Origin of the sequence: Marinobacterium sp. MBR-109, assembly GCF_040547565.1 — a bacterium.
In the GTDB taxonomy this organism is placed as follows: Bacteria; Pseudomonadota; Gammaproteobacteria; order Pseudomonadales; family Balneatricaceae; genus Marinobacterium.
Window position 1 is genome coordinate 15,221 of sequence record NZ_JBEPPZ010000008.1, and the last position, 25,518, is coordinate 40,738.

The window sequence follows — 25,518 nt, forward strand, 5'->3', positions numbered from 1 at the left end:
CGTCAACCCAGCTGTCGATACAGGAAACTGACCGAACGCGACCATGCCAAGGCTGCATCATCGGCGTCATAACGGGCGCCGGTGGGATTGGCAAATGCATGGTCCGCCACATACCAGTGGACCTGAAGATCCGTTTTGCCCGCTTTGGCCATGGCGCGCTCAAAGCCACCTACCATCGCTTCGTCGATGCTCTCATCAAGTGTGCCGAAGTGTCCCAGCACCGGCCCACGCAGACGTGACAGCTGTTCCGGGGTACGGGTGACATTGCCGTAATAGATGATGGTCGCGTCGACCGGGGTTTCCATGGACGCATTGAGCGACCAGCCGCCGCCAAAACACCAGCCCATGGTACCGACCTTGCCATTACAGTGCTGATGCCGTCGCAGCCAGTCGATCCAGCCGACCAGGGTATCACTGGCCTCTTCCTCTTTGACCGCCTGCATCAGCGCCATTGCATCCTCACGGGTATCAGCGACACCGCCTTTATAGAGATCAACTGCGAGCGCCATAAAGCCGAGGTTGGCAAGCTCAGCGGCCACCGCCTTGATCTGGTCGTTCAACCCCCACCATTCATGGATCAGCACCACCGCAGGAAAAGGCCCATCGCCCTCGGGCATGGCCAGATGCGCCTGCACCTTGTTGCCGCCCCCCAGCGCCAGCTGCACCGACCGGGTCCGACTGCCGGCCGCCTGCGCCAGCAACGGATCCGCCAGTACCACCGCCAGTGGCAGAGCCAGCATTCCCTTGAGGAAGCTGCGCCGTTCTTCTCCTGTCGCCTGCGGCAGCGGCTTGTCCGAATGCGTATTGCCACACCCCTTGATATCACACATGCCTGTTCTCCTTGTCGTTCTGTGGTGAGTGTCACTATAGACCACCCCCGGTTTTAGTCAGCTGTACGCCATCACCACCAAAAACTGATCAGGCTCAATCCCTGTTTAACCGCAGTTGCAAAAAAAACCTTTTTTTTGCCGGTTTTTTGTTCCATATTCACGCTTTGAATCCGTCCGCTGCATTCGCTGCCGGACACCCCGTGAGGCACTTCCTGGCCTCCACCATTCACAGCGTTGCCGGAGACCCATGGCGATGAAAAAAGTGTTCAAGCAACTCGGAAAACTGCTCCCTGGCATGTTGCTGGCGGGAGCCGCATCGGCGCAGGAACTGAACGTCTATAACTGGTCTGACTACATAGCCGAAGACACACTGGCCCGGTTCGAGCAGCAGACCGGAATCAAGGTCGTGTATGACGTGTATGATTCCAACGAGGTGCTTGAGGCCAAACTGCTGGCTGGCCGCAGCGGCTATGATCTGGCATTCCCGACCGCACGCCCCTTCGCCGACCGTCACCTCAAGGCGGGCCTGTACCAGACACTGGACAAGAGCAAGCTGACTCACTTCGACAATCTGGACCCGGTGATCATGCAGTCACTGGCCGATATCGACCCGGGCAACCAGCACCTAGTGCCCTACATGTGGGGCACCACCGGCATTGGTTACAACGTGGAAAAGGTACGCGAAATTCTGGGTGACGACATGCCGTTGGATACCTGGCGCCTGGTGTTTGATCCGGAAATCGTGGCCAAGCTGGCCGGCTGCGGTGTGACACTGATGGACGATGCGACCGAAGTGTTTGTCGCGGCGCGTGCCTATCTGGGTGAAGATACCGCCGATTTCAGCAAGGCAGCACTGGAGAAAGCGGCCGAAACCGTGATGGCGGTACGCCCACACATTCGCTACTTCCACAGCTCCCAGTACATCAACGACCTGGCGAACGGTGATATCTGTGTGGCCCACGGCTATTCCGGTGACATTCTGCAGGCCCGTGATCGTGCAGCCGAAGCCGGCAACGGGGTTGAAGTGGCCTACGCCGTACCCTCTGAAGGCGCCGTGGTCTGGACCGACGTGATGGTGATTCCGGCGGATGCACCGCACCCGGATACCGCACACCAGTTCATCAACTTCCTGCTGCAGCCGGAAGTCATCGCACCGATCACCAACTATGTTGCCTACGCCAACGCCAATGCGGCGGCTACCGACCTGATCGATGAAGAGATCCGCAACGATGCCGGCATCTACCCGCCGCAGGAAACACGCGACAAGCTGATCGTACTGAAAACACCCACAGAACGTCAGATCCGCGATATGAATCGCAGCTGGACCCGAGTCAAAACCGGCCGCTGAACCCAGCCGATCACCTGAACCTGAGATGCCCCTGAAGTCAGGGGCATCTTTTTTATCGGGAGTACCCAACACCGATGGCAACACTGCGCCAGTTCAAACCTGAAGAGCCCTGGCAGGCCCCCGAAGGGGAACCGCTGGTTCGGATCGAAAACCTGACCAAGCGCTTCGGCTCTTTCTATGCGGTCGACGATGTCAGCCTGCACATTCATCAGGGTGAGTTCTTTTCTCTGCTTGGCCCCTCGGGCTGCGGCAAAACCACCCTGCTGCGCATGCTGGCCGGCTTCGAGACCCCGACCAGCGGCCGTATCTTCATCGATGGTCAGGACGTGACCGATGTACCGCCTTATGAGCGCCCGGTGAACATGATGTTCCAGTCCTATGCCCTGTTTCCGCATATGACCGTGGCCGATAATATCGCCTTCGGCTTGAAGCAGGAACGAATGCCGAAAGCCGAGCGTCAGGCACGCGTCGCCGAAATGCTGGCACTGGTACAGATCGAAAAACTGGCACAGCGCAAGCCACACCAGCTGTCCGGTGGCCAGCGTCAGCGCGTGGCACTGGCACGGGCACTGGCCAAACACCCCAAGATTCTACTGCTGGACGAGCCGCTGGGCGCACTGGACAAGAAACTGCGCGAACAGACCCAGTTCGAGCTGGTCAACATTCAGGAACGGCTTGGCATCACCTTCATCGTGGTGACCCACGATCAGGAAGAAGCGATGACCATGTCCTCACGCATCGCTCTGTTGCATGAGGGACGAATCGAACAGGTCGACCCCCCACGACGTCTGTATGAATTTCCGTCCACCCGTTATGTCGCCAGCTTTATCGGCTCGGTCAATCTGTTTGACGGTTATGTGGTGCAGCAGGATGACGATCAGGTGATCGTGCAGTGTGATGAGGCTGATACCCAACTGTTGGTGCGCCACAGTCAGCCACTGGTGCCCGGCATGGCCGTTACCGTTGCGCTGCGTCCTGAGAAGGTGCGCGTCCTCAGCCATCTGGATGTGGATGCACCTAACCAGCTGCGTGGCACCATCAAGGAGATCGCCTATCTGGGCGATGTATCGATCTATCATGTGGAGTTGCCCAGCGGCAAGCGCGTTCAGTTCACCCAGTCCAACGTGCAGGCGCTGGCCGAACAGCCACTCACCTGGGACGAAGAGGTATTGTTGGGCTGGTCAGCCAACAGCTGTGGGGTGCTGACGGAATGAAGCTGAAACAGCACCTGCCACCGGCACGCAACCTGATCATCGCCATCCCCTGGTTCTGGCTGGCGCTGTTCTTCCTGTTGCCGTTCCTGTTCGTACTCAAGATCAGCCTGTCCGAGCCGGTATTGGCACAGCCACCCTACCTGGACCTGGTCCGCGAGATCGAAGACGGGCTGGTGACCATCATGGTCAACTTCGGCAACTATCAGCTGCTGCTGGAAGACTCACTCTATCTGAGCGCCCTGCTGGGCTCGCTCAAAATAGCCGCAATCTCCACGGTCTGCTGCCTGCTGATCGGTTATCCCATGGCCTATGCCATCGCCCGTTCGCCGGCACACTGGCGTCTGCCGCTGTTGATGCTGATCATTCTGCCGTTCTGGACCTCGTTCCTGATCCGCATCTATGCCTGGATCGGCATCCTCAAGGGCAACGGACTGCTCAACAACTTTCTGCTCTGGACCGGCCTGATCGACACCCCGCTGGAGATCATGCACACCCCGTTCGCGGTCTATATCGGCGTGGTCTACAACTACCTGCCGTTCGTGGTGTTGCCGCTGTATGCCACTCTGATCCGACTCGACCTGACACTGCTCGAAGCCGCCGCCGATCTCGGCTGCCGTCCCTGGAAGCAGTTCCTGCTGATCACCCTGCCGCTGTCGCTGCCGGGTGTGTTGGCCGGTGCCATGCTGGTGTTCATTCCGGTAATGGGCGAGTTCGTGATTCCCGACCTGTTGGGCGGACCGGATACGCTGATGCTGGGCAAGCTGATGTGGACCGAGTTCTTCAACAACAAGGACTGGCCGCTGGCATCCTCGCTGGCAGCACTGCTGCTGGTGGCGTTGATTGTGCCCTTTGTGCTGCTGCGCCACTTTGAGCGCCGGGCCGAGGAGGGCGCCGCATGAAAACTCGCATGCCGTTGCTGATCACCATTTTGCTGCTGGGCTACGCCTTTCTGTACGGCCCGATCATCAGCCTGATCGTGTATTCCTTTAATGAAAGCCGACTGGTGACCGTATGGGGCGGTTTCAGCACCAAATGGTACGGCGAGCTGCTGCAGAATACCCAGCTGCTCAGCGCAGCCTGGCTCAGTGTCCGCATTGCCGCCCTGACCGCTACGGTCGCGGTAGTACTGGGCACGCTGGCAGCGCTGGCACTGGTGCGCTTTCGCCGCTTTCGCGGCAGGGGCTCGCTGGAGGTGATGGTGACCGCACCGCTGGTGATGCCGGAGGTGATCATCGGTCTGTCGCTGCTGCTGCTGTTCGTAGCGATGGAGAACGTGATCGGCTGGCCGGCCGGGCGCGGCATGACCACCATCGTGATCGCCCACACCACCTTTGCCATGGCCTATGTCACCGTGGTGGTACAAAGTCGGCTGGCGCATATGGACCTGTCGCTGGAAGAAGCGGCGCTGGATTTGGGGGCACGGCCGTTGAAGGTGTTTTTCAGCATCACCCTGCCGATCATCGCTCCCTCACTGATCGCAGGCTGGCTGCTGGCCTTCACCCTGTCGCTGGATGATCTGGTGGTGGCCAGCTTCGTTTCCGGCCCCGGTGCCACTACCCTGCCGATGGTGGTCTACTCCAGCGTACGGCTTGGAGTCAGCCCCGAGATTAACGCCCTGGCAACCATCATTGTCGGGTTGGTCAGTGTTACCGTGCTGATTACCGGCGTGCTGTTGTGGCGGCAGGATCGGCGCAACCGCTTCGACGCCCACTGATCAGTGGCAGAATTCAGGCAACAAAAAACCGCTGGTCGTGTAAACGACCAGCGGTTTTTTATGGGAAGAAGTATCTGACAGAGTGCTTAAAAGCGTTATCGAGGCAGCCGAGGCAAGGCAAAAGCAGGCGAAAAAGCGCAGTTTAGTGAACTAAATGAGCATTTTGAGCCTGCTTTTAACGCAGCATCGGCAACGCAGATAGCTTTTACAGGCTCAGCACCTTCTCGCCACGCGCAATACCACACACACCCGAGCGCACCACTTCCATAATGGAAGCGCTGCCCAGCGCGTTGATGAAGGCATCCAGTTTGTCGGATGCACCCACCAGCTGCACGGTGTAGGTCGTCGGTGTCACATCGATGATCTGACCACGGAAGATGTCGCAGGTCCGCTTGATCTCTGCGCGCATCTGGCCGCTGGCCTTCAGTTTGATCATCATCACTTCACGCTCGATGTGATCACCCTCGGACAGGTCCACCACCTTGACCACGTCAATCAGCTTGTTCAGCTGTTTGGTGATCTGCTCCACTACACGATCGTTACCGATGGTGGTCACGGTCAGACGTGACAGGGTGGAGTCTTCAGTCGGTGCAACCGTCAGCGACTCGATGTTGTAGTTACGCTGGGAGAACAGCCCTACCACGCGCGACAGGGCACCCGGCTCGTTTTCCATCAGGACTGAAATGATATGGCGCATGCTCAGGTCCTCTCTGTCTTGGTCAGCCACATGTCACGCATGGAACCGCGTGGTACCTGCATCGGATAAACGTGCTCGAACGGATCGACCGCGATATCCATGAAGACCAGACGATCCTTCAGCGCGAAGGCTTCACGCATGGCACCTTCCAGGTCGGAATACTTCTCGACCTTCATGCCTACATGGCCATAGGCCTCAACCAGCTTGACGAAATCCGGCAGCGACTGCATGTAGGACTGAGAGTGGCGGGACTCGTAGTTCATGTCCTGCCACTGGCGCACCATGCCCAGCGACTGATTGTTGAGGCACAGAACCTTCACCGGCAGGTCATACTGCTTGCAGGTAGAGAGTTCCTGGATGTTCATCTGAATGCTGCCCTCACCGGTGACACATACTACGTCGTCATCCGGGAAGTTCATCTTCACGCCCATGGCCGCCGGCAGACCGAAGCCCATGGTGCCCAGGCCACCGGAGTTGATCCAGCGGTTCGGCTTGTTGAACTTGTAGTACTGCGCCGCAAACATCTGGTGCTGACCCACGTCAGAAGTCACGAAGGCGTTGCCGCCGGTGACCTGGCTCAGCATCTCAATAACCTGCTGAGGCTTCATCAACGCAGAATCGTCGGTGCGGTAACGACCACCGTGACGCTGACGCCATTCGTCGATCTGCTGCCACCAGGTACTCAGAGCATCCTGGTCCGGCTGCTTCTTGCTCGACTTGACCAGCTGCACCATCTCTTCCAGAACCACCTTGGCCGGGCCCACAATGGGAATATCCGCCTGAATGGTTTTGGAGATGGACGCCGGATCGATATCGATATGCACGATTTTGGCGGTCGGGCAGAACTTGTCACAGGCGTTGGTTACGCGGTCATCAAAGCGTGCACCTACGGCCAGAATCAGGTCGGCATGGTGCATCGCCATGTTGGCTTCGTAGCTGCCGTGCATCCCCAGCATGCCGATGAACTGACGATCGGTACCCGGATAGCCGCCCAGCCCCATCAGGGTGTTGGTTACCGGGAAGTTCAGCAGTTTGGCCAGCTCGGTCAGCTCGGCACTGGCGTCACCCATGATCACGCCACCACCGGTGTACAACACCGGACGCTTGGCCGCCAGCAGCATGTCGGTTGCCTTCTTGATCTGACCGCTGTGCCCACGGGTGATCGGGCTGTATGAACGCATCTTGACGTGTTTCGGGAACTCGTACGGATAGCGCTCGGTCGGCGTGGTCATGTCTTTCGGCAGGTCAATCACCACCGGACCGGGACGGCCGCTCTCGGCAATATGGAACGCCTTGCGCACGATCGCCGGGATATCTTCCGGACGCTGGACGCTGAAGTTGTGTTTCACGATGGGACGGGAGATGCCGAGCATGTCGGTCTCCTGGAAGGCGTCTTCACCGATCAGATGGCTCATCACCTGGCCGGTAATCACCACCATCGGGATGGAGTCCATGAACGCGGTCGCGATACCGGTCACGGCATTGGTTGCACCCGGACCGGATGTCACCAGCGCGACACCGGCCTTGCCGGTTGCACGCGCATAAGCATCCGCCATGTGAGTTGCAGCCTGCTCATGGCGCACCAGAATGTGCTGTACATCTTCCTGCTGGAACAGAGCGTCGTACACATGCAGCAACGACCCGCCCGGATAACCATAGATGTACTCAACACCCTCGTCTTTGAGGGCGCGTACCACCATTTCTGCGCCTGAAAGTAATTCCACTGTTGTACCCTCTACTCAGCGCCGGCCACCTGCCGGCGAACTAACAGTTTCAGCGTTTCTGCAACGAGAACATGACCCGGCCGCGGAGCAATCGTATTGCCGGCCGCGCCCTGCCCGCAGGCATCGTTGGATCATGTTCGGTGCTGGTCAGATGAGGATCTCTTATCTGACAGACCTGTTCTGAGACTTAAGCCGGGTTCGCTTAATAACCCCTTGTGACGTCGGGGTTTCCTGCTGCCACAAGTCAAGAAAATAGCCTGACATTCTCGCACCTTGACAAGCTGCGATCAACCGCCTACGACCATTGAACGACGCCGATACTGTACAGGACAGCCCTCTGGGCGTTGTCAGGCATTAGCGTTATAGTAGGCGCATGTCCACGTTCCACATGCCGGAGAGCAAAACAATGAGCATTGCCGAGATCAAAAACAAGGAGCGCGTAATCAACGAGCTGCTGCGTTTTATCCGCAAGGTGCTGGTCGAGCCCGAGATCAGCGAAAAGGCGCTGGAGATCGCCCGCAAGCATATCGGCGACAAGAATGCCGCTGTCCTGATCGCCGAGGAGCTGTCATCCACCACCAACGTCAAGATCCCGCTGGAACAGAGCGATGCCGACCGTCTGTTTCTGGAGCTGCTGATCGACGTGGTGCGTGACGAGAAAGCGCTGTACTGAGCCTTACTCAGGCACCAGCCATTCCACGCGCCAGCGCCCCTCCCCCTGCTGCAGCGTTGCCTGCAGCCAGGGCGAAACCTGCCCAAGTGTGGCATCCAGCTGCCAGGGCGGGTTGATCACCAGCATACCGCTTCCATACATGCCCCGCTCTCCTGCCGTGGCCGTCACTTCAAGCTCGGAACACAGGATATTGCGAATCCCGCTCGCCGCCAGTTCTGACTTCATCTTTTGCCACAACCCCGCCGGCAGCAATGGATACCAGATGGCAAAACAGCCATTGGGCCAGCGCTTGATCGCCTTGCTGACAAAGCGCACCAACTGCTGGTATTCCTGCTTCACTTCATAGGCCGGGTCGATCAACACCACCCCTCGATTGGGCTTCGGTGGCAACAGCGACAGCACCCCTTCATAGCCATCACGGTGGTGCACCGCCACCCGGCCATCCTGACGGAATACTTGCTTCAGCGCTTCGGCCTCGGCCGGGTGCAGTTCCATCACACTGATCTGATCATCCGCACGGGCCAGTTGGGCCGCTATCAGGGGTGAGCCGGGATAGTGCTGCAGCGCCTTCCCGTTCACGGCTTCGACCTGTTCAAGGTAGGCTTGCACCGCCTCGGGAACCGACTGACGCCACAGACGGGCAATACCCTGCTGGAATTCGCCGGTTTTGGCCGCCTGATCGCCGTGCAGATCATACTGTGCACGCCCGCCATGGGTTTCCAGATAACTCCAGGGTTTTGCCTTGCGATTCAGCGCCTGCAGCAGCAGAACCAGAGTCAGATGCTTGTGCACATCGGCGAAGTTGCCGGCATGATAGCCGTGCTGATAACTGAGCATGGTAATTCCTGAAATTGGGTCAGAGCGAGTCGGGCCGAATCTGTGGCACCTGCAGATGACGGAACTGGTGCTTCAACAGGCTCGCGATCTGCTGCAGCGACTGGCGGTCGCGACTGTACAGCACGGTGTCACCGGACTCGGCGTAGGGCCCCAGCGCACCGGGCAGGCCGGAGCCAAGCTGAAACAGGGAGCCGTTGGTTTGGCCACTGCACTCGAACTGCCCCGGTTGTGATGCATATACCCAGCTGCGCCCCTGCCAGCGTGGCGGCTGGTCCGCGCCGGTGTTGAAACAGATCCGCGCCCGCTTCAGCACCAGTGCATAACCGGTTTCGTTACGGTGCTGCAGCTCAAACAGGTTCATTACACTGCCCTGCGCCACACTCACGGCAACGAAGCCCCAGCGCCCCTGGGGGTGGCTGAACAGCGCCAGCATCCGTTGCGGGTCAGGTGTATCGGCGGCATGGCGGGCCTGATACTGCTGCGACAGCAGCAGCGGAGCCGAGATGCGGTAATAGGGGCCACTCAGATAGTGCCGCACCAGCGCCTGTCCCAGCTGTACCTCGGCACGGCTGTCATACACAGGCACGATCGACAGTGGCAGCGGGGTGACACGCTGTTCCTGCTGCCTTGGCTCAGACACCGGGGGTGGCGGGGCGGCACAACCACCCAGCAACAGGGCCAACAGAAAAGCAACTCGCAGTTTCATGACTTAACGCACACTGGCAATGTATTTGGACAGATGCGCCAGTTTGTCCGGGTCATCGTCCATGAAAAACACGTTCACATCCACGTAGGCCGCATCCAGTTTCTGTTCCGTGGCCTGTACCGACGTAATAAAGCCGTTGATACGTGCCACGCTGTCGCCCGAGAGCTGTTCGATATCCACCACTACCTGCTCCAGCACCTGTGGGAACGCCCCCTCGTTCTTGATCACAACCTTCACTTCACGCAGGTTGAGATCCTTGATGGCACAGCGGAAGGTCTGTTCGCTGTTGCGCAGCTGCGCCAGCCCCTTGGGCTTGGAGCGCATTTTGGCAGGCGCCGAACTGTCGGCAGGTGCCGCACTCTTCTCGGCCTCAAGCATGGCTGCCGCACGCGCCTGCTGCTCCGGGCTCAGCTGCTGGCGCTTGTCCAGTGCCTTGACCATTTTCTGCACCAGCTGTTCACGGGTGAAGGGCTTGCCCAGATAGTCATTCACACCCGCCTGAATTGCCTTGAGCACGTATTCACGCTCGCCACGGCTGGTCACCATCAGGAACGGGGTCTGTTTGTAGTCGTCCTGTGCCCGGGTCCACTGCAGCACCTCAAGCCCGCTCATTTCGGGCATTTCCCAGTCACACAAAATCAGATCGAAGCGTTTCTGCTGCATGGCCCGAGTGGCTTCGGTACCATTTTCCACTGCCATTACGCTGAAGTCGGGAAAGGCTTCCCGCACCATGGAGGTCACGCGTTCGCGGATAAAGCGAGCGTCATCGACCACCAGAATATTGAGTTTGCTCATCGAACGCTGTGTTTCCATCAATGCTGCTGTCAGCCGACACTGTCCCACAAAGCGGCCCGGGACTGAAGCCCCGGACGCCGGGTTGGATCAAAAACAGCTGTTTAAAGGCTTAATCGGACAGGTAATACTCGACCGTGGACACCACTCGTACCTGCTTGATGTGCGGATTGTTTCGGTCACGCTCACTGATGCTGAACTGGCCCTGCGATGCACGTCGGATCTTGCCCAGCCGGCTTTGTGAGTCGGCCGCGAATTTCTGTGCCACCTCACGTGCATTACGGGTCGCCTCTTCGATCATCTCCGGCTTGACCTCATTGAGGCGTGTAAAGATGTACTCGGTCTGCGACTGATAATCACCTCCGGTCAACACGATGCCGCGCTTGCCCAGCTCCGGCAGTTCATTCATCACCGCTCGCACCCCTTCGATGTTCTCCGAATAGACCGTGACCATGCGGCTGGCTACATAGCGAAATTCAGCACGGTTATCGCCGCCATACTGCTGCGCCGAACGGTCGGTAATCACCGGCGGCGCATAGCTGATCTCGTCCGGCTGGATGCCGTTCTCGGTCAGGAAGTCACGAATCTGTGCCGCATTCACATCCAGGTCGGTGTACAGCGAGTCCAGATCATTACTGGCCACGGCAAAGGGGATCGGCCAGATCACGATATCGGCCTGATATTCGCGCTCCGACAGTCCTTTCACGGTCACCGTGCGATCAAGCTGTTTATGATCCAGCGCCGCCTTGCCCAGCAGGCTGCCCAGCGATGACAGCCCAAGCAGAAGAAACACGCCCAGAATCAGGGCGGCTGAACGGCTCGTTGTCAGCATTCCATTACCTCACATCAGATCCGATGATATCGACTGCCCTCAGGACAGCCCGGCCTTTGCTGCGCGCGCGGTGTGCAGCTTCTTGTAACTGTCGATCAGACGCAGGTGTCTGTCCAGTCCTTCCAGCTTCATGCTGGTGGGCGCCAGCCCATGGAAACGCACCTCACCGGTTACCGAGCCGACCACGGCCTGCATTCGCTCGGCCCCGAACATGCGGGACAGGTTGGGCAGAAAATGGTCCAGCTCCAGTTCGTCATCCAGCACCACCTCCAGCACCGCCTGCACGGCACGGTAGAACAGGCCTCGTTCAACGGTGTTGTCGTTGTACTGCAGGAACTGTTCCACCAGCTCCAGCGCCTCTTCATGACGCTCCAGCGCCAGCATGATCAGCAGCCGCAACTCCAGAATGGTGAGCTGACCCCAAACGGTATTCTCGTCGAACTCCACGCCGATCAAGGTCCTAATGTCGGTGTAGACATCGAGCTGACTCTCGTCCAGCCGCTCGGCCAGATCCGCCAGCTCATCGTCACTCAGGCGGTGCAGGTTGAGAATCTCTTCACGGTAATCCAGCGCCTTGTTGGTGTTGTCCCACACCAGATCATCCACCGGATACACTTCGGAGTAGCCCGGTACCAGAATGCGGCAGACCGGTGCACCCAGATCCTCATACACGGCCATGTACACCTCCCTGCCCATCTCGGCCAGGATGCCGAACAGGGTATCGACCTCTTCCTGGTTGCTGCCGGAGAAGTTCCAGTGGCTGAAGTCATAGTCCGACTTCGCACTGAAAAAGCGCCAGGAGATCACGCCGGATGAGTCGATGAAGTGCTCGACAAAGTTGTTCGGCTCGGTCACGGCCAGACTGTTGAAGGTGGGCGGCTGGAAGTCATTCAGGCCTTCGAAACTGCGGCCCTGCAGCAGCTCGGTCAGGCTGCGCTCCAGCGCCACATGGAAACTGGGGTGGGCACCGAACGAGGCAAACACGCCACCGGTGCGCGGGTTCATCAGGGTCACGCACATCACCGGGAACCGGCCGCCGAGTGAGGCATCCTTCACCAGCACCGGAAAGCCCTGTTCTTCCAGTGCACGAATGCCCTCCAGAATATCGGGGTACTGTTCAAGCACTTCGAGCGGCACATCCGGCAGCGCCAGCTCCTGCTCGATGATCTCGCGCTTCACCGCACGCTCGAAAATCTCCGACAGACACTGAACCTGCGCTTCCTGCAGTGTATTGCCGGCACTCATACCGTTGCTGAGGTAGAGGTTCTCGATCAGGTTGGAGGGGAAGTACACCGTCTCGCCATCGGACTGACGCACAAACGGCAGCGCACAGATGCCACGGTCCACACGGCCCGAGTTGGTATCGATCAGGTTGGTGCCGAACAGCTCGCCATCCGGGTTGTAAATATCCAGACAGTAATCGTCCAGAATACCCTCTGGCAGCGCGTCATCGGGCCCGGGCTGGAACCAGCGCTCGTTGGGGTAGTGCACAAACGTGCTGTTGGCGATGTCGTCGCCAAAGAACTGGTCGTTGTAGAAGAAGTTGCAGTTGAGTCGCTCAATGAACTCACCCAGCGCCGATGCCAGCGCGCTCTCCTTGGTGGCACCCTTGCCGTTGGTGAAGCACATGGGGGATGCCGCATCACGAATATGCAGCGACCAGACATGGGGCACGATATTGCGCCAGGAGGCGATTTCGATCTTCATGCCCAGATCCGCCAGAATCTGCGTCATGTTGGCGATGGTCTGCTCCAGCGGCAGATCCTTGCCCTCGATCCAGGTTGCGCCTTCGCCTTCCGGCTTGGCCAGCAGCAACGCCTGCGCGTCTTCATCCAGGTTATCCACAACCTCGATTTCAAACGTGGGACCGGTCTGCACCACCTTCTTTACGGTGCAACGGTCGATGGAGCGCAGAATGCCCTGCCGGTCCTTGTCGGAAATATCCTCCGGCAGCTCCACCTGAATCTTGAAGATCTGGTTATAGCGGTCTTCAGGATCAACAATGTTGTTCTGCGACAGGCGAATATTCTCGGTGGAAATATTGCGCGCGTTGCAGTACACCTTGACGAAATAGGCCGCACACAGCGCCGAGGATGCCAGGAAATAGTCAAACGGACCGGGCGCCGAGCCGTCCCCCTTGTAACGGATCGGCTGATCGGCGATCACCGTGAAGTCGTCGAATTTGGCTTCGAGCCGGAGATTGTCGAGATAGTTGACCTTGATTTCCATGAGCGGGGTACCGGATTGGAGTTGAGCAATGGGGCAAATGCCAAAGGGGTGACATTATCCAGTTTTTGGGGCCGTTCGTCTTGTGAATGGCTAACGTCCCTTGCCACCCAGCAGGCCGCCCAGCAAACCGCGCAGGATCTTGCGCCCCAATTGGCTCCCGACCGTACGTGCCGCCTGCTTGGCCATGGTTTCGACCATCCCCTGACGGCGCTTGTTGCCCCAAAGGAAATCGCTGACCACCCCTTTGGACTCGGATGCTTCATCCTGTTCGGGCTTGGCTGCCGCCGTAACCGCCGCACTTTGAGCCGCGCGCTGGGCCAGAATTTCATAGGCCGACTCGCGGTTGACCGGCGTGTCGTATTTATGCGCGACCGGGCTGCGCGCCAGCACGGCGGCATGCTCTTCCGCCGTGAGGGCGCCCATGCGACAGCGCGGTGGGCAGATGAGTGTGCGCTCGACCGGCATGGGCACACCACCCTCTTGTAAGGTGGAAACAAGCGCCTCGCCCACGGCCAGTTGTGAAATCACCTCCGCCACATTCAGCCCCGGATTGGCTACAAAGGTTTCGGCAGCGGTTTTCACCGCTTTCTGATCACGCGGTGTGTAGGCACGCAGCGCATGCTGAATGCGGTTACCCAGCTGCCCCAGAATTTCGTTCGGTATGTCATCCGGCGATTGTGAGCAGAAATAGATGCCGACGCCCTTGGAGCGAATCATCCGCACCACCTGTTCCACCTTCTGCCGCAGCGCGGCCGGAGCGTCATCAAACAGCAGGTGGGACTCATCAAAGAAGAACACCATCTTGGGCCGCTCCAGATCACCCACCTCGGGCAGGTTTTCGAACAGCTCTGACAGCAGCCACAACAGGAAAGTGGAATACAGGCGCGGTTTCAGCATGAGCCGGTTCGCCATGAGGATGCTGATCACGCCACGGCCGCTCATATCCGTGCGCATCAGATCCATGATCTCAAGCGCCGGTTCGCCCAGGAAGGCGGTACCGCCCTCGCGCTCCAGTGACAGCAGGCTGCGCTGAATGGCGGCAATGGACTGGGCACTGACCAACCCATATTGAGCCGAAATGTCCTTGCGATTGTCTGCCACAAAGCCCAGCAGAGCGCGCAGATCGTCAAGGTCGAGCAGCAACAGGCCCTGATCATCGGCCAGCTTGAAGGCCACCTCAAGAATACCGGTCTGGGTATCATTCAGCTCCAGGATGCGACTCAGCAGTGTGGGCCCGATCTCGCTGATGGTGGTGCGCACCGGGTGCCCGGCCTGGCCGTACAGGTCCCAGAACAGCACCGGGCTCGCCTCGGTGGAAAAGCCTTCCATGCCGATTTTGGCGGCACGTTGCATCAGCCTGTCGCTGGGCTGACCGGCCATGGCAAGACCCGACACATCGCCTTTCACATCCGCCATGAACACCGGCACGCCCATGCGGGAAAAGCCTTCGGCCAACACCATCAGCGATACCGTTTTGCCGGTACCGGTGGCCCCCGCAATCAAGCCATGTCGGTTGCCGTACTGGCCCAACAACCGTACCGGTTGTTCACCCTTGCCGATCAGTATGGTGTTCATGTGATATCCGCCATCAGCAGAACGTATTGATATACAGGGTTTCCACCTTGTCCCGTGCCCATTGCGTGCGGCGCAGAAACTTGAGCGACGACTTGATGGACGGCTCGTTACAGAAGCAATTCACCTGAATCTCGTCATACAACCCTTCCCAGCCATAATGCTCCACCAGGCGCGTCAGGATCTTTTCAAGGGTCAGGCCGTGCAGTGGATTGTTGGGCTGTGTTTGATTCATCGGTGGATCATCCTCTCACGTATACAAAACCATTCTTACCGCTTTTCTTCACCCGGTACATGGCGCCATCCGCGGCCTTCAGCAATGACTCAAGATCCTCCCCGTCATCCGGGAAGCGCGCGATACCGATACTGGCGCTGATATGAGCCTCATGGCCGAGGGCATGGACCGGCTGTCCCAGCGTATCGAGAATGCGCTGGGCCATGGAAGTGGCATCCGCTTCGGTATTGCCGTGGGCAAAAAGCACCACAAACTCGTCACCACCGATGCGCGCCAACAGGTCCTCTTCCCGGGTCACCGCCTGCAGCCGGCGCGCCGCTTCACGCAGAACCTCATCGCCTGCCTTGTGGCCGAAACTGTCGTTGATCGACTTGAAGCCGTCCAGGTCAATGAACATCAGCCAGAGCACCTGCTGATGACGGTCCGCATGGGCCAGCTCAGCCTTGGCCGCCTCCTGCATGTAATGCAGGCTGTGGGCACCGGTCAGTGCATCCTTCATCGCAATATCATGCAGCTCGGCACGGGCGGACTCGACCGCCTCCAGCGCCTCGTACAGTTCGGTGAAGTCATACTCCACCACTAAAAAAAGAAAGTCACCGTTGAGCGGGTGGCGGGTACGACGTATATCCAGACTGTGACGCCGGGGCCCCTCAACGGTCTGCATGATGAAGTCCCAGCGTCCCTCCTCGCCCGCCTGCACCCGCTTGAGGCAGGCGTGCCCCTGAGCCGGATCGGCAAAGCGCGCGACAAAGGCACACATGCCTTCGTCCAGCGGCTGGTCGTACAGGTAGTTGTACGCGTCTGTTGCGGCAGGGTTTTCCACCACCGGATCGCCGTCCAGCGTAAAGGTGGTCGCCGGCACACGGGTATAGCGCATCGCCTCCATCAACAGCAGGTTCTCGGGCTGCTCGCCCATGTTCACCTGCTCGTTGATATACGCAATGATGCCGCGATGCCGCTCCGGCCCCAGCAACACCGCCCGATGCATCATCAACAACGTTTTGGGCTTGCCGTTCGGGTAGGTCGTCCAGGGATCAACTGTCAGGCCATCACGCACGGCCAACTCAAAGGTCTGAAGCGTGCGATCGCGCGCACCCTGAGTATCGCCGGACAGGTCCTTGTCGATCAGCGCCTGCAGGGATTCCAGCCCCCAGAACTCTACCGCCGCCGAGTTGCCCCACCACCAACCGTGCTTGTCGATATCAAACACCCACACCACGTTGGGAATCAGCTCATAGAGCCGCAATTCCTCATGGGTTTCGATATGAACCAGGTGGCCGTATTGGCTTGAATTTGTCACGGTTGAACATCGACCTCGGCAGTACTGAACAGGCTTTCACTATATTAGCTCTGCTCAGCAAGCTCCACAGGAAATCCAGCCGGCTCACCGGGATATACCACCGTCCCGGACAAAGGCCATTTGGCAGCCTTTGGAGGATTTTCCCTATGCTACACTGAAGGCACTTGTTGCCTTCCGGAGGAATCTGTCTTGAGCCAGAATGCCCGAGAAAGCCAGGAAAAACGGGCCCAGCACCGCTATGGTCGCCAAATGCGTGAGCATGTTCTGGTCGAGTTTCGTGCGCTGTTCGCGGAGCACGCCGACTACGAAGATGACGAAGGCGTGGGTGCCCATGCGCTCTTACACGATGCCTTGAAGGCCAGAGCATCTGACATCCACCTTGACCCGTTTCCGACGCATTACCAGGTCCGCCTGAGGATCGATGGCGTCATGGTTGACGCCATGGAAATTGAGATCAAACAGGGACAACGGCTGGTGCATCAATTCAAGGTGCTTGCCAGTATCGACCCCTTGCCCAGCATGACCTGCGATGAGGGCAGTTGCCGCTATGAGATCGAGCAACAGCCACTGGACTTGCGAATCACAACCGTGCCCTGTGTATCCGGCGATAAGCTTGCCATTCGCATGCTGTCACCGCCTGCAGCCATACAGGAAGTCCGGCAGCTTGGCATTCACAACCGGGGCGCCGAGTCGATTCGACGCTGGATGGACGCCAGCGGCAGCATGTTTCTGGTAGCCGGTCCGACAGGCAGCGGCAAAACCACCACGCTCTATGCCTTGCTGCATGAACTGAAACTCAGCGACAGCCATGTTGTTACGCTGGAAGACCCGGTTGAATACGAAGTCCCCGGCATCAATCAGATTCAGGTCAACCCGACGCACAACCTGACATTCGCCAATGGCGCCGAGGCCATGCTGAGGCTCGACCCGGACTACGTGCTAATCGGTGAAGTCAGAGATACCCCCTCGGCCCACGCGGCCATCAGCATTGCAACCAGCGGTCGGGCACTGATGACGACCCTGCACAGCCGTGATGCCGTTGGTACCGTCACTGCCCTGCGCAACCTGGGCCTGGACAATTTTGAAATCGCCAGCAATCTGGGGCTGGTCGTGGCGCAACGGCTGGTGCGCATGCTGTGCCCGAAGTGCAAAACCGAAGACGAGCCAGACGAGATGGAAAAAAAATGGCTTCAGGCGCACGGACGCGAAGTGCCCGCTCATGTCTGGCGGGCAGAGGGCTGCAGTGCCTGCAACACATTGGGCTATAAGGGCCGCATAGGGATCTTCGAAGTCTGGCAACCAACCGAGGATGACCTCGCCCTGATCCTCAGTCATGTAGACGAACATACCCTCCGGCATGCGCTTATCGAACGCGGAGAACAGCTCATGCTGGATGACGGCCTGGCCAAAGTCGAGGCAGGACTGACAACCCTGCGGGAGCTGCTGCATACCGGCATCTTGCTGCCGGGAGGGTCCGAGAAGGTCAAAGCGTTGGATGTTAACCAGCCTCGATAATTGGGTGCCCGTGGTATTAGTCGCAATGGAATGCCACAACACACTCACAGATCAGGCTGGCATCCAAGCCGTGGATAGCGGGGTGTCTTGGCTCATGTTGTCAGCTCTCATTGATGCTCAAGGTCAACGGCACATGGTCACTGACCGCAATCCAGTCATCATACTCACCAACCTGCAGCGAACACCGCTTGGTGAGGTCGGCAGAAGTGAAAGCATAGTCGATATGGTAGGGCTTCTGTGGGTTGCGCTGCAGGAAAAATGTTGGCCTCGCCTCCTGCCCCTGCTCCTCATCAAATACCCGATGATACTGGCTTTGGAATCCCAGTTCGGCCAGTTCAGCGACAACATCAGAATGGTTCCACCAACGGTCAGGTTACGATTTTCATGCCTGTCGCAGTATTAAGCCCTGCCAAGCCAGTATTGTGGACGTCGTCGGTCATGGGCAACAGCCAAAACCTGAAAGCCGTCTGCTTTCTGGCGGTAAATGATGGACAACGGAAATCGGTGGAGGGGTGCTCGACGAATATCTGGCTCCAACTCGATCCGCCACCCCTTTGGGGACATGCCGATCAATTTAGCCAGGGCCTCAAACTCCTCTATCAAGGCACCACCCAAACCAGAGACCTTCGATTCATAGTAACCGACCGACTCCAGGAGCTCGGCTTCCGCTGCCGGGTGAAAGTAATAGTTCATTTGATCAGTGCTCGGGCCTTTCTCATAACCTCGTCACTTGGTACAGCCTGCACAGCGCCATCATCAAGCTCCCCTGCCCGACGATGAGCCTCATGCAACCAGTCAGACCGAAGCTCTTCCTCAGTAGGCGCATCCAGGCTCAATACCAGCCGGTGGATCAGCCGGGCTCTCTTTTCTTTTGGAAGATGCAGAGCTTCATCTTCTATTTGCTGGAAATTCATAAAATGAAACCTCTCGTTCGTATGCTGATCATTCTGGCACGGAAAGATGCACGCTGCTACGAGGTAACTTTCATAACCCCGCGACAACCCGGGAACCTGGAGCAGCCCCAGAACTTCTGCCCCTTGTATTCACCCTTTTTGGACTCGCGCAGCACCATATCACTGCCGCACTTGGGACAGGCCACCGCTGCTTCCTTGGCTTCTACAATGCTTTTCACGTGCTTCACATGCTGGCGATGGGTCGAAAAGGTGCGGGGATAACGGCCAGACTCAATCTGATGGACGATTTCATCGACCTGAGCTTCGGCAATCACCGGCTCGGTTTTTGACTTGATATAGCCCACATAACCAAAACCGCGGGTGACGTTATCCGGCATGGGGGTTTTGAAGGTGCTATCGCCGATAAAAACCACAACTGAGTGCAACTGGCTCTCTTCAAGTCCGAGCAGCTCTTCCAGCGCCTTCACATGCTTGTAGTTCTGATGCAGCGGGTTCTGAAACTTGCTGGAGTGTTTGAATATCTTCTGAGTCCACTGTTTCTGGTGCTGGCCACCAAAAATCCAGCCCTTCATGTTCTTCGTTTCAACCACGAACACGCCGTACACCGACACAATCACATGATCGATCTGAGTGCTACCCTCACCGGCGGGCAGGGTCACGTTCTTGATCAGCCGATAGTGTTTTTGGTCGAGCAGATATTTGACTGACAGGTTGACGATCAGCTCGCCCAATGCGCCCTTGAACCAGGGTGACTTGAGCAATACAGCTAAAATCGCAAGCGGAATCAGATACCAGAGTGTGCTGAATACTTGGCTGATTATTGGGGTAAAGTCCATTTTATTTATCCGTTGTTCGAGGTTTGAACAGTGTCCGGATTACAGCGTTGATTATTGAACCCACCATCAAAATCAGCCCGAAAAAGGCGAACACCATGAGCACGAAAGCCACAACGATGATGAAGGTGGTCATACACTACCCCTAAACGTGATTACACATTGATCAGCGCTTGAATCTGCTGGCGTACATCACGCCCCTGCTTGTCTTGCAGCACTGCCATGATAAACAGGCAGCGGCCTCCGCTGGACTCGGCCCACAGCTGCCCGACAGCCCTTTTCTCGACGGAGTCATCGTTGGTCACGTAGGCATCGCCCTTGTATTCGACCACCAGCATTCGACCGTCCGTAAGCTCCACCACGAAATCGGGATAGAAACGCCCATCCGCAAGCGGTAGCCAAAAAGATGCATGATCACGGCGTACCAGGTTTCTGATCCAGTATTTCACCTGCGGTAGACTATCAATCGCCTTGGCGCACTCGAACTCTTCCCCCGTGGACTTCATATCTTCAATTTGTGGGTAGTAATGCTTTTGGAAGCGATATTTACCCTGATAATACGGCGGGCGCGCCGGGTAATGGGCAGGGCTGAATTCGTATTGAAAGTCGGCCGTTGTGGATACGGCTGCGCCACTGCCGAACAGCGTATCCTGATAGCCCTTCCTGCGCGCCTCTTTACGGTAGGTATTGATCAAGGCTTTAAGGGTTTTAACCAGCGGATATTTGTTACGCACCAACGCAGTCATGGACAGGTTGTGTTGTTGCTGTAGGTCTTTCACAGACTGTGACAAAAACTTGATCATCTGCAACTGCATGATGTCCGGCTGACGCAGCTCCCTATCCAGCCAGCGAATCAGATCTTGCTCGGTAACATCGATAAAGGCTTCATTGAGATCGTAGGTTGCTCCCGGCTCGGCGGTGTGGAAACGAACTTTTTTATCTTCAATATCGATTGCGAAACTGATGTTTTGCTCATCGGTTTTCAGGCCAAGATGCTCGACAGTGTAGTAATCCATCAGGCTCCACTGCCCTGCATCCAGCAGCATTTCAGGCTCTACCAGTTCCAGCTCACCCTGAATGTGCGCACAGAGTTGAGGTAATGGCCCAAAGCGTTCGCCTCGTTCTGCCGGTGACTTCATCGCCGCAATGCTTTGGTTGTGGATTCTGAGATCCCGCTCGATGATTGCCCGCTCCTTGGGCTTGGTTTTCGCCGTTTTCAGTGCCCGGGCCAAAGGCTCGGATACCTCCCCGGTGACTTTCACCAGGATAGTATCCCCGTCCTGGGTAGCCGAGATCTTGCGCTTGTCGTCTTCGTCCACTTGCTCAAGGTTCGGCATCTCATCCAGTTCCAACACGATGGAATGATCTGCACGAGGAGATGGTGGCGGGGCTTCAGAGGAGCCACTATCACCGCCAAACAGATCACCCTGCCCTTGTGTAGCCGGTTGATGACGCAGGAAAGCGGCGACTTCCATCTCTTCGAAGCCCATTGCGACCAGCTTGTCGGTAAGCTGTGAGGCAACCTTCGAAAATGAAGGTGTCGCCAAATGCGCATAAGCACGGTTCAGGTCTTCGATGACCCGGCGCCGGGCATACGGCATCCGCAGCACACGCCCCAGCAGCTGCTCGGCGTCCTTGCTGGAACTGACCTGTTTGACTGAGCAGAACACGTAAGCGAAAGAGCAGTCCCAACCTTCCTTCAGCGCTTCAATGGTGATGATGTATTCGATTTTGCAATCGGATCGGAACAGATCAATACCATCCAGCTCACGTTGCGTACCGGTAGCAATCGCGATTTTTTCAGGGTCGATCTTCAGGTCATTTTCAAGATATGCCTTGAGTACATCGACGGTCACAGCGCCGTTTTTCGGTTCGGCCTGCAGTAACACGATAGGACGGATGTAATCATTCGGCTCTTTGCGTGCATCCTTTGCCAGACGCTCACGATTCAAAGCCGCGTCTCTCACCGCCGCCTGCCAGTCCGTGTGTTCCGTCAGCATGATCGGCAGCTTGATCATCTCTTCGGCTTTCAGCTCGGCTGCCGAAACGTGATACAGCACGTTGCTGCCGTTTGTCGTCGAGGTATTGGGTGTGGCCGTAAACTCGATAACTGCAGCGGGATAGACTCTTTTCAGTGTTTCAAAGGTCAGCGAGGTGCGAGCATTATGGGCCTCGTCCACAATCACGACCGGTCGATGCACAGCCAGCAGATTGGCAAAGGAGCATTTAACTTTGCCCAACTCTTTGCGGGTCAGGCCGTTCTCGTGCAGGTCCGATTCGCCAACCTTCTCAAGACGCGCCCAGGCAGGATGCCCGGCACCGAGTTTGGCAAAGTGCGGTTCAAAATTTTCATGGTAGGCATACACCTTTCGCCCGGCAGTATCGTTCACTCGCAAGTTGGCCAACGTGGACACAACAACGATCGCCTTGCCACCAATATCCTGCGGACGGATTTGGGTGACTTCGTCGATATCGAGCACCAGAACCTGCTGATTGAAAGCCTGATCCAGCTTTTCCCGGTAGGGATGGCCGGGGGTTTTCAGCGCATCAACGGTTTGCTGGCGGATGGTTGTGCTGGGCACCAGCCACAGCGTTATGGGAAACGCCTCTTCCAGGTAATCCTTGGCGGTAGTCACAACGGCATGCGAGGCCATCACGGTTTTACCGCCCCCGGTCGGGATGCGAAAACATACATAGGGAACCTGCTCAAAGCCGTAGTCACGGTAGGCCAACGGCGGCATACCCTGTGACTTGATCGCCTTGGCATAAGCCGAGACCACATCGCCGGTTGACTTGGCCTCGGTCAGGAAGTCGCTCAGAGTTTCAATGGCGCGCGTCTGGTAGCCTTTTAAGCTGAACATGGGTGACATCTCTCCTTGAACGGGCTGTTACAGTGCACGCACATCATAGGGTATCTGCTTGAACGTAATCTGTTGCTGTTTCAGACGCTCGGGGCCAAGGCGAGTCGTTTCGCCATAGATCACTTTGGGACCATCATGCGGCGGCAGCAGTTCAAGCACCTTGGACGTCAGCACGTTACCGCCTTGAGGCCGCCGATCACCCAATATGCCGTTATACAGCAGATAGTAGGCAACGCCGTTGTGCAGGCCCAACAATGGGGATTTTTCTGCCGGTGGTTTGGGTGAGCGCGTCTCTGCAAACCAGATATGAGCAGCCAGGGCGTCGAAGCGCACCTCCGGGTTGATATAGCCGTAGCTGTCAAAAACCGTTTGGCCGAGTTTGTAAAAACGGAAACCGCCACCGCCCTGCCAGTCAACCGACTTCGAGATACCTCCCTGCTCGCCGTCTACCACTTTTACCAAACGGGGCTGGCAATGAGTGACCGCGTGTTCGCCCAACTCGATACCGATATAGCGACGTTTCATTTTATGGGCCACGGCGGCTGTGGTGGCTGAACCAAGGAAGGAGTCGAGAACAAGGTCGCCGGGATTTGTTGCTATGTGCAAAATACGATGGATCAACCGTTCTGGTTTTGGCGTGCCAAAGCTGATCTCACTGCCAAAAATGGAGTTAGCCTCTTTCTTAGCTTCGTCTGTATGACCAGCCTCCTCGTGGGGCCACCATGTCCATGGAACAACACCATTAGCGTTTTTTAGATATTGTTTTCGACGTGGTACGCCATTTCCATCTTTTCCAAAATAAATCGCACCATTTTGGAGTTCTTTCTCATACACCGACCGAATTACTTTCCAACAATTGCCATCCGGTGGATAGTGCTCCCTACCTGATGGGGCGATAATTTTATACATTTGGTTTGGCCGATAACCCTGCGCAAGCAGCGATACACTTTGCCAAGGTCCTTGGGGATCATCATCTGGGTTCTTATAAAGCTTGAGCTGTTTTTCACCCAATGGAAGGTAATTCCGGCTATTTTTGAAAGACTCTGGACTCATTGCATAAACAAAAAGATATTCGTGAGAATCCCCAATAGCCTCTCGATTTTCGCGCGAATAACGCTTTTGCCAGACATTTGATGCTATGAATTTTGACCGCCCAAAAATCTCATCCATGATGACCTTAAGATAGTGGGCTTCTCTGTCATCAATCGACACCCAAATACTGCCATCTTCCGCCAGCAGTTCACGCAGCAGCTCCAAGCGAGGATAGATCAACGACAGCCACTGACTGTGCTCAAGATTGTCATCGTAATGCTCGAACGCGCTTTTGGTGTTGTAGGGCGGGTCGATATAGATGCACTTCACCTTGCCCGCATAGAACGGCAGCAATGCCTTGAGCGCTTCGAGGTTATCGCCCTGAATCAGCAGGTTCTCGCTGTTTTGATCACCGTATGAGAGTTCTGGTACAGGCTCCAGCAAACGGTAGGCGCATTGCGCAGCGGTTCTGACAGCTTGGTCTTTATTGAGCCACTGTAGCAGGGGCATGCAATCGTTCCTTTTTCGTAACGGCCAAAGCGCCATGCCTTCCCAACCCCTGGGAAGCCCTTTCAGCGCTCGGCAATATTGTATTGGGTGTGCAACGGGCATGGCCATTGTGTCCGGCCGAAAAAAACCAGCCCTCCGCTCCGTGGCTCGCTGTTCAGGCAAGCGACTTGGCTAGCGCGTCCGCTGACCGGACTTGTCGGCAGAAATGTCCTTGAAACCACCGGAGACATACTTGTGCAGGACACTGGCAACCAGTGACTGGTAGGGAAGCCCCTCTTCCAGTGCGCGACGTTGCAGCGCCTCCAGGTCGCGGCTGGAAATGCGTATATTAATCCGCCTGTCTTTCTTGAAGGTTTCTTCCGCCGCCTTGGTCAAATACTCACGACGATCAGCATCCAAGTCTGACTCGAACTCTCCAGACTCATAGGCTTCAAGCAACGCTTGCTCTTCGGGATCCAATTTGGTCTTGGCCATGCTACCCCCCTAGAAATGTCTTGGTGGCCTTGCGACTGGGAATGGCCGTTTTAAGAAAGATCTCCCGATCATTCTCGACGTACGGCACCAGCCAGGCGTAATCGTCAATCCGAACCACAAGTAAACGTTGATTCGGATACTTGTCCCGGTTGGGGTGAGGTCCATCATCAAGTAAACCGCCAGACTGAATTGCAAACAGGACATCCTCAAAGGAAACGCCGCGCTCGCTCATCAGCTGCTGGTTTTTTTCAGCATTCCAGTTAATTTGCTTCATAAAGCGAGTCTAGCAGAGCGTGTGCCTATTGGCATCTTGCGCTGAAGGGGAAGACAGCTGGTTAGGGCAGGCGCGCAGGAAAGTCGCAGCCTGCCCGGTGGGGATATCCTGTTTTCTGTTGTGTTACATCCCGGTGGCGTTCAGCAGCATTCGCATGGCTTCGGCCATTTTTTTCTGGGCGTCGTCATGGTTGCCGGCATTGTGCGCAGCCATGCCTTCCTCGTGCAGCTGCATGACCTTAGTGCGCACCTCGTCGCTCACCTGGATGTTCGCCAGTCCCTTTTCGATCGCCTGGCCATCCAGCGGGCAATGGAATGCTAACGCCGGGGCCGACAGCGCGGACGCTACCAGCGCCGTCGCGAGCATGGTTTTGATTCTGGACATGATTCACCTCCATTCGAG

25 protein-coding genes are annotated in these 25,518 nt (G+C 57.2%); 6 read left to right on the forward strand and 19 right to left on the reverse strand.

Annotated elements, in window-relative coordinates; genetic code table 11:
* Positions 1-2: 2 nt before the first annotated feature.
* Positions 3-830, reverse strand: coding sequence for a dienelactone hydrolase family protein (locus ABIE60_RS11200; RefSeq protein WP_354469493.1), 828 nt, complete (start codon positions 828-830; stop codon positions 3-5).
* Between the two features lie 253 nt (positions 831-1,083).
* On the opposite strand from ABIE60_RS11200, the gene ABIE60_RS11205 reads away from it, so the two are divergent.
* The 4 genes from ABIE60_RS11205 to ABIE60_RS11220 all read left to right on the forward strand — a co-directional run bounded on the left by ABIE60_RS11205 (position 1,084) and on the right by ABIE60_RS11220 (position 5,106).
* Entirely contained in the window at positions 1,084-2,178 is a 1,095-nt protein-coding gene (locus ABIE60_RS11205) for a polyamine ABC transporter substrate-binding protein (RefSeq protein ID WP_502914957.1), read from the forward strand.
* Between the two features lie 74 nt (positions 2,179-2,252).
* Complete coding sequence (locus ABIE60_RS11210; RefSeq protein WP_354469495.1) at positions 2,253-3,392, forward strand: ABC transporter ATP-binding protein; 1,140 nt, start codon at positions 2,253-2,255, stop codon at positions 3,390-3,392.
* Complete coding sequence (locus tag ABIE60_RS11215) at positions 3,389-4,291, forward strand: ABC transporter permease subunit (RefSeq protein WP_354469496.1); 903 nt, start codon at positions 3,389-3,391, stop codon at positions 4,289-4,291. Before ABIE60_RS11210 ends, ABIE60_RS11215 begins: the two co-directional genes overlap by 4 nt.
* A complete protein-coding gene (locus tag ABIE60_RS11220; protein ID WP_354469497.1) occupies positions 4,288-5,106 on the forward strand; it encodes an ABC transporter permease subunit in 819 nt (272 codons plus the stop codon). Before ABIE60_RS11215 ends, ABIE60_RS11220 begins: the two co-directional genes overlap by 4 nt.
* 205 nt (positions 5,107-5,311) lie before the next feature.
* Here ABIE60_RS11220 and ilvN read toward each other — a convergent pair whose 3' ends face one another.
* Positions 5,312-5,803, reverse strand: coding sequence for an acetolactate synthase small subunit (gene ilvN, locus ABIE60_RS11225; protein ID WP_091827921.1), 492 nt, complete (start codon positions 5,801-5,803; stop codon positions 5,312-5,314).
* A 2-nt stretch (positions 5,804-5,805) separates the two neighbouring features.
* Positions 5,806-7,527 carry an acetolactate synthase 3 large subunit gene (locus ABIE60_RS11230; protein ID WP_354469498.1) on the reverse strand — a complete coding sequence of 574 codons (1,722 nt, stop codon included), beginning with the start codon at positions 7,525-7,527 and terminating at the stop codon, positions 5,806-5,808.
* A 406-nt stretch (positions 7,528-7,933) separates the two neighbouring features.
* Between ABIE60_RS11230 and ABIE60_RS11235 the strand changes: the two genes are divergently transcribed.
* Positions 7,934-8,200, forward strand: a complete 267-nt coding sequence (locus tag ABIE60_RS11235) for a hypothetical protein (protein WP_354469499.1) — start codon at positions 7,934-7,936, stop codon at positions 8,198-8,200.
* Between the two features lie 3 nt (positions 8,201-8,203).
* On the opposite strand, the gene ABIE60_RS11240 is transcribed toward ABIE60_RS11235, so the two are convergent.
* The 8 genes from ABIE60_RS11240 to ABIE60_RS11275 form a co-directional block, all read right to left on the reverse strand.
* Positions 8,204-9,037 (reverse strand): 23S rRNA (adenine(2030)-N(6))-methyltransferase RlmJ, encoded by an 834-nt coding sequence (locus tag ABIE60_RS11240; protein ID WP_354469500.1) that lies wholly within the window; start codon positions 9,035-9,037, stop codon positions 8,204-8,206.
* 19 nt (positions 9,038-9,056) lie between these two features.
* Positions 9,057-9,743, reverse strand: a complete 687-nt coding sequence (locus ABIE60_RS11245; RefSeq protein WP_354469501.1) for a hypothetical protein — start codon at positions 9,741-9,743, stop codon at positions 9,057-9,059.
* 3 nt (positions 9,744-9,746) lie between these two features.
* On the reverse strand, positions 9,747-10,556 hold the full coding sequence (locus tag ABIE60_RS11250; protein WP_354469502.1) for a response regulator: 810 nt from the start codon (positions 10,554-10,556) through the stop codon (positions 9,747-9,749).
* Positions 10,557-10,647: 91 nt separating this feature from the next.
* Entirely contained in the window at positions 10,648-11,367 is a 720-nt protein-coding gene (locus ABIE60_RS11255; protein WP_354469503.1) for an SIMPL domain-containing protein, read from the reverse strand.
* 39 nt (positions 11,368-11,406) lie between these two features.
* Positions 11,407-13,596 carry an OsmC domain/YcaO domain-containing protein gene (locus ABIE60_RS11260; RefSeq protein ID WP_354469504.1) on the reverse strand — a complete coding sequence of 730 codons (2,190 nt, stop codon included), beginning with the start codon at positions 13,594-13,596 and terminating at the stop codon, positions 11,407-11,409.
* A gap of 90 nt (positions 13,597-13,686) precedes the next feature.
* Complete coding sequence (locus ABIE60_RS11265; RefSeq protein WP_354469505.1) at positions 13,687-15,171, reverse strand: helicase HerA-like domain-containing protein; 1,485 nt, start codon at positions 15,169-15,171, stop codon at positions 13,687-13,689.
* 13 nt (positions 15,172-15,184) lie between these two features.
* Entirely contained in the window at positions 15,185-15,403 is a 219-nt protein-coding gene (locus ABIE60_RS11270) for a VF530 family protein (protein WP_354469506.1), read from the reverse strand.
* Positions 15,404-15,410: 7 nt separating this feature from the next.
* A complete protein-coding gene (locus ABIE60_RS11275; RefSeq protein ID WP_354469507.1) occupies positions 15,411-16,703 on the reverse strand; it encodes a diguanylate cyclase domain-containing protein in 1,293 nt (430 codons plus the stop codon).
* 189 nt (positions 16,704-16,892) lie between these two features.
* On the opposite strand from ABIE60_RS11275, the gene ABIE60_RS11280 reads away from it, so the two are divergent.
* Entirely contained in the window at positions 16,893-18,218 is a 1,326-nt protein-coding gene (locus ABIE60_RS11280; RefSeq protein WP_354469508.1) for a GspE/PulE family protein, read from the forward strand.
* A gap of 399 nt (positions 18,219-18,617) precedes the next feature.
* Here the strand turns inward: ABIE60_RS11280 and ABIE60_RS11285 are convergent, their stop codons facing one another.
* The 8 genes from ABIE60_RS11285 to ABIE60_RS11320 all read right to left on the reverse strand — a co-directional run bounded on the left by ABIE60_RS11285 (position 18,618) and on the right by ABIE60_RS11320 (position 25,500).
* On the reverse strand, positions 18,618-18,911 hold the full coding sequence (locus ABIE60_RS11285; protein WP_354469509.1) for a hypothetical protein: 294 nt from the start codon (positions 18,909-18,911) through the stop codon (positions 18,618-18,620).
* Entirely contained in the window at positions 18,908-19,132 is a 225-nt protein-coding gene (locus tag ABIE60_RS11290; protein ID WP_354469510.1) for an addiction module protein, read from the reverse strand. Before ABIE60_RS11290 ends, ABIE60_RS11285 begins: the two co-directional genes overlap by 4 nt.
* Positions 19,133-19,188: 56 nt before the next feature.
* Positions 19,189-19,968: a nuclease-related domain-containing protein gene (locus ABIE60_RS11295; protein WP_354469511.1), complete on the reverse strand. Its 780-nt coding sequence runs from the start codon at positions 19,966-19,968 to the stop codon at positions 19,189-19,191.
* A gap of 152 nt (positions 19,969-20,120) precedes the next feature.
* Positions 20,121-22,826: a DEAD/DEAH box helicase gene (locus tag ABIE60_RS11300; protein ID WP_354469512.1), complete on the reverse strand. Its 2,706-nt coding sequence runs from the start codon at positions 22,824-22,826 to the stop codon at positions 20,121-20,123.
* A gap of 27 nt (positions 22,827-22,853) precedes the next feature.
* Positions 22,854-24,368, reverse strand: a complete 1,515-nt coding sequence (locus ABIE60_RS11305) for a site-specific DNA-methyltransferase (protein WP_354469513.1) — start codon at positions 24,366-24,368, stop codon at positions 22,854-22,856.
* A 171-nt stretch (positions 24,369-24,539) separates the two neighbouring features.
* Positions 24,540-24,842 (reverse strand): CopG family antitoxin, encoded by a 303-nt coding sequence (locus ABIE60_RS11310; RefSeq protein ID WP_354469514.1) that lies wholly within the window; start codon positions 24,840-24,842, stop codon positions 24,540-24,542.
* 1 nt (position 24,843) lies between these two features.
* The gene (locus ABIE60_RS11315; RefSeq protein ID WP_354469515.1) at positions 24,844-25,116 is read right to left on the reverse strand and encodes a DUF4258 domain-containing protein; all 273 of its coding nucleotides are present in this window, start codon (positions 25,114-25,116) and stop codon (positions 24,844-24,846) included.
* 123 nt (positions 25,117-25,239) lie between these two features.
* Positions 25,240-25,500, reverse strand: a complete 261-nt coding sequence (locus ABIE60_RS11320; RefSeq protein WP_354469516.1) for a PA2433 domain-containing protein — start codon at positions 25,498-25,500, stop codon at positions 25,240-25,242.
* Positions 25,501-25,518 lie beyond the last annotated feature (18 nt).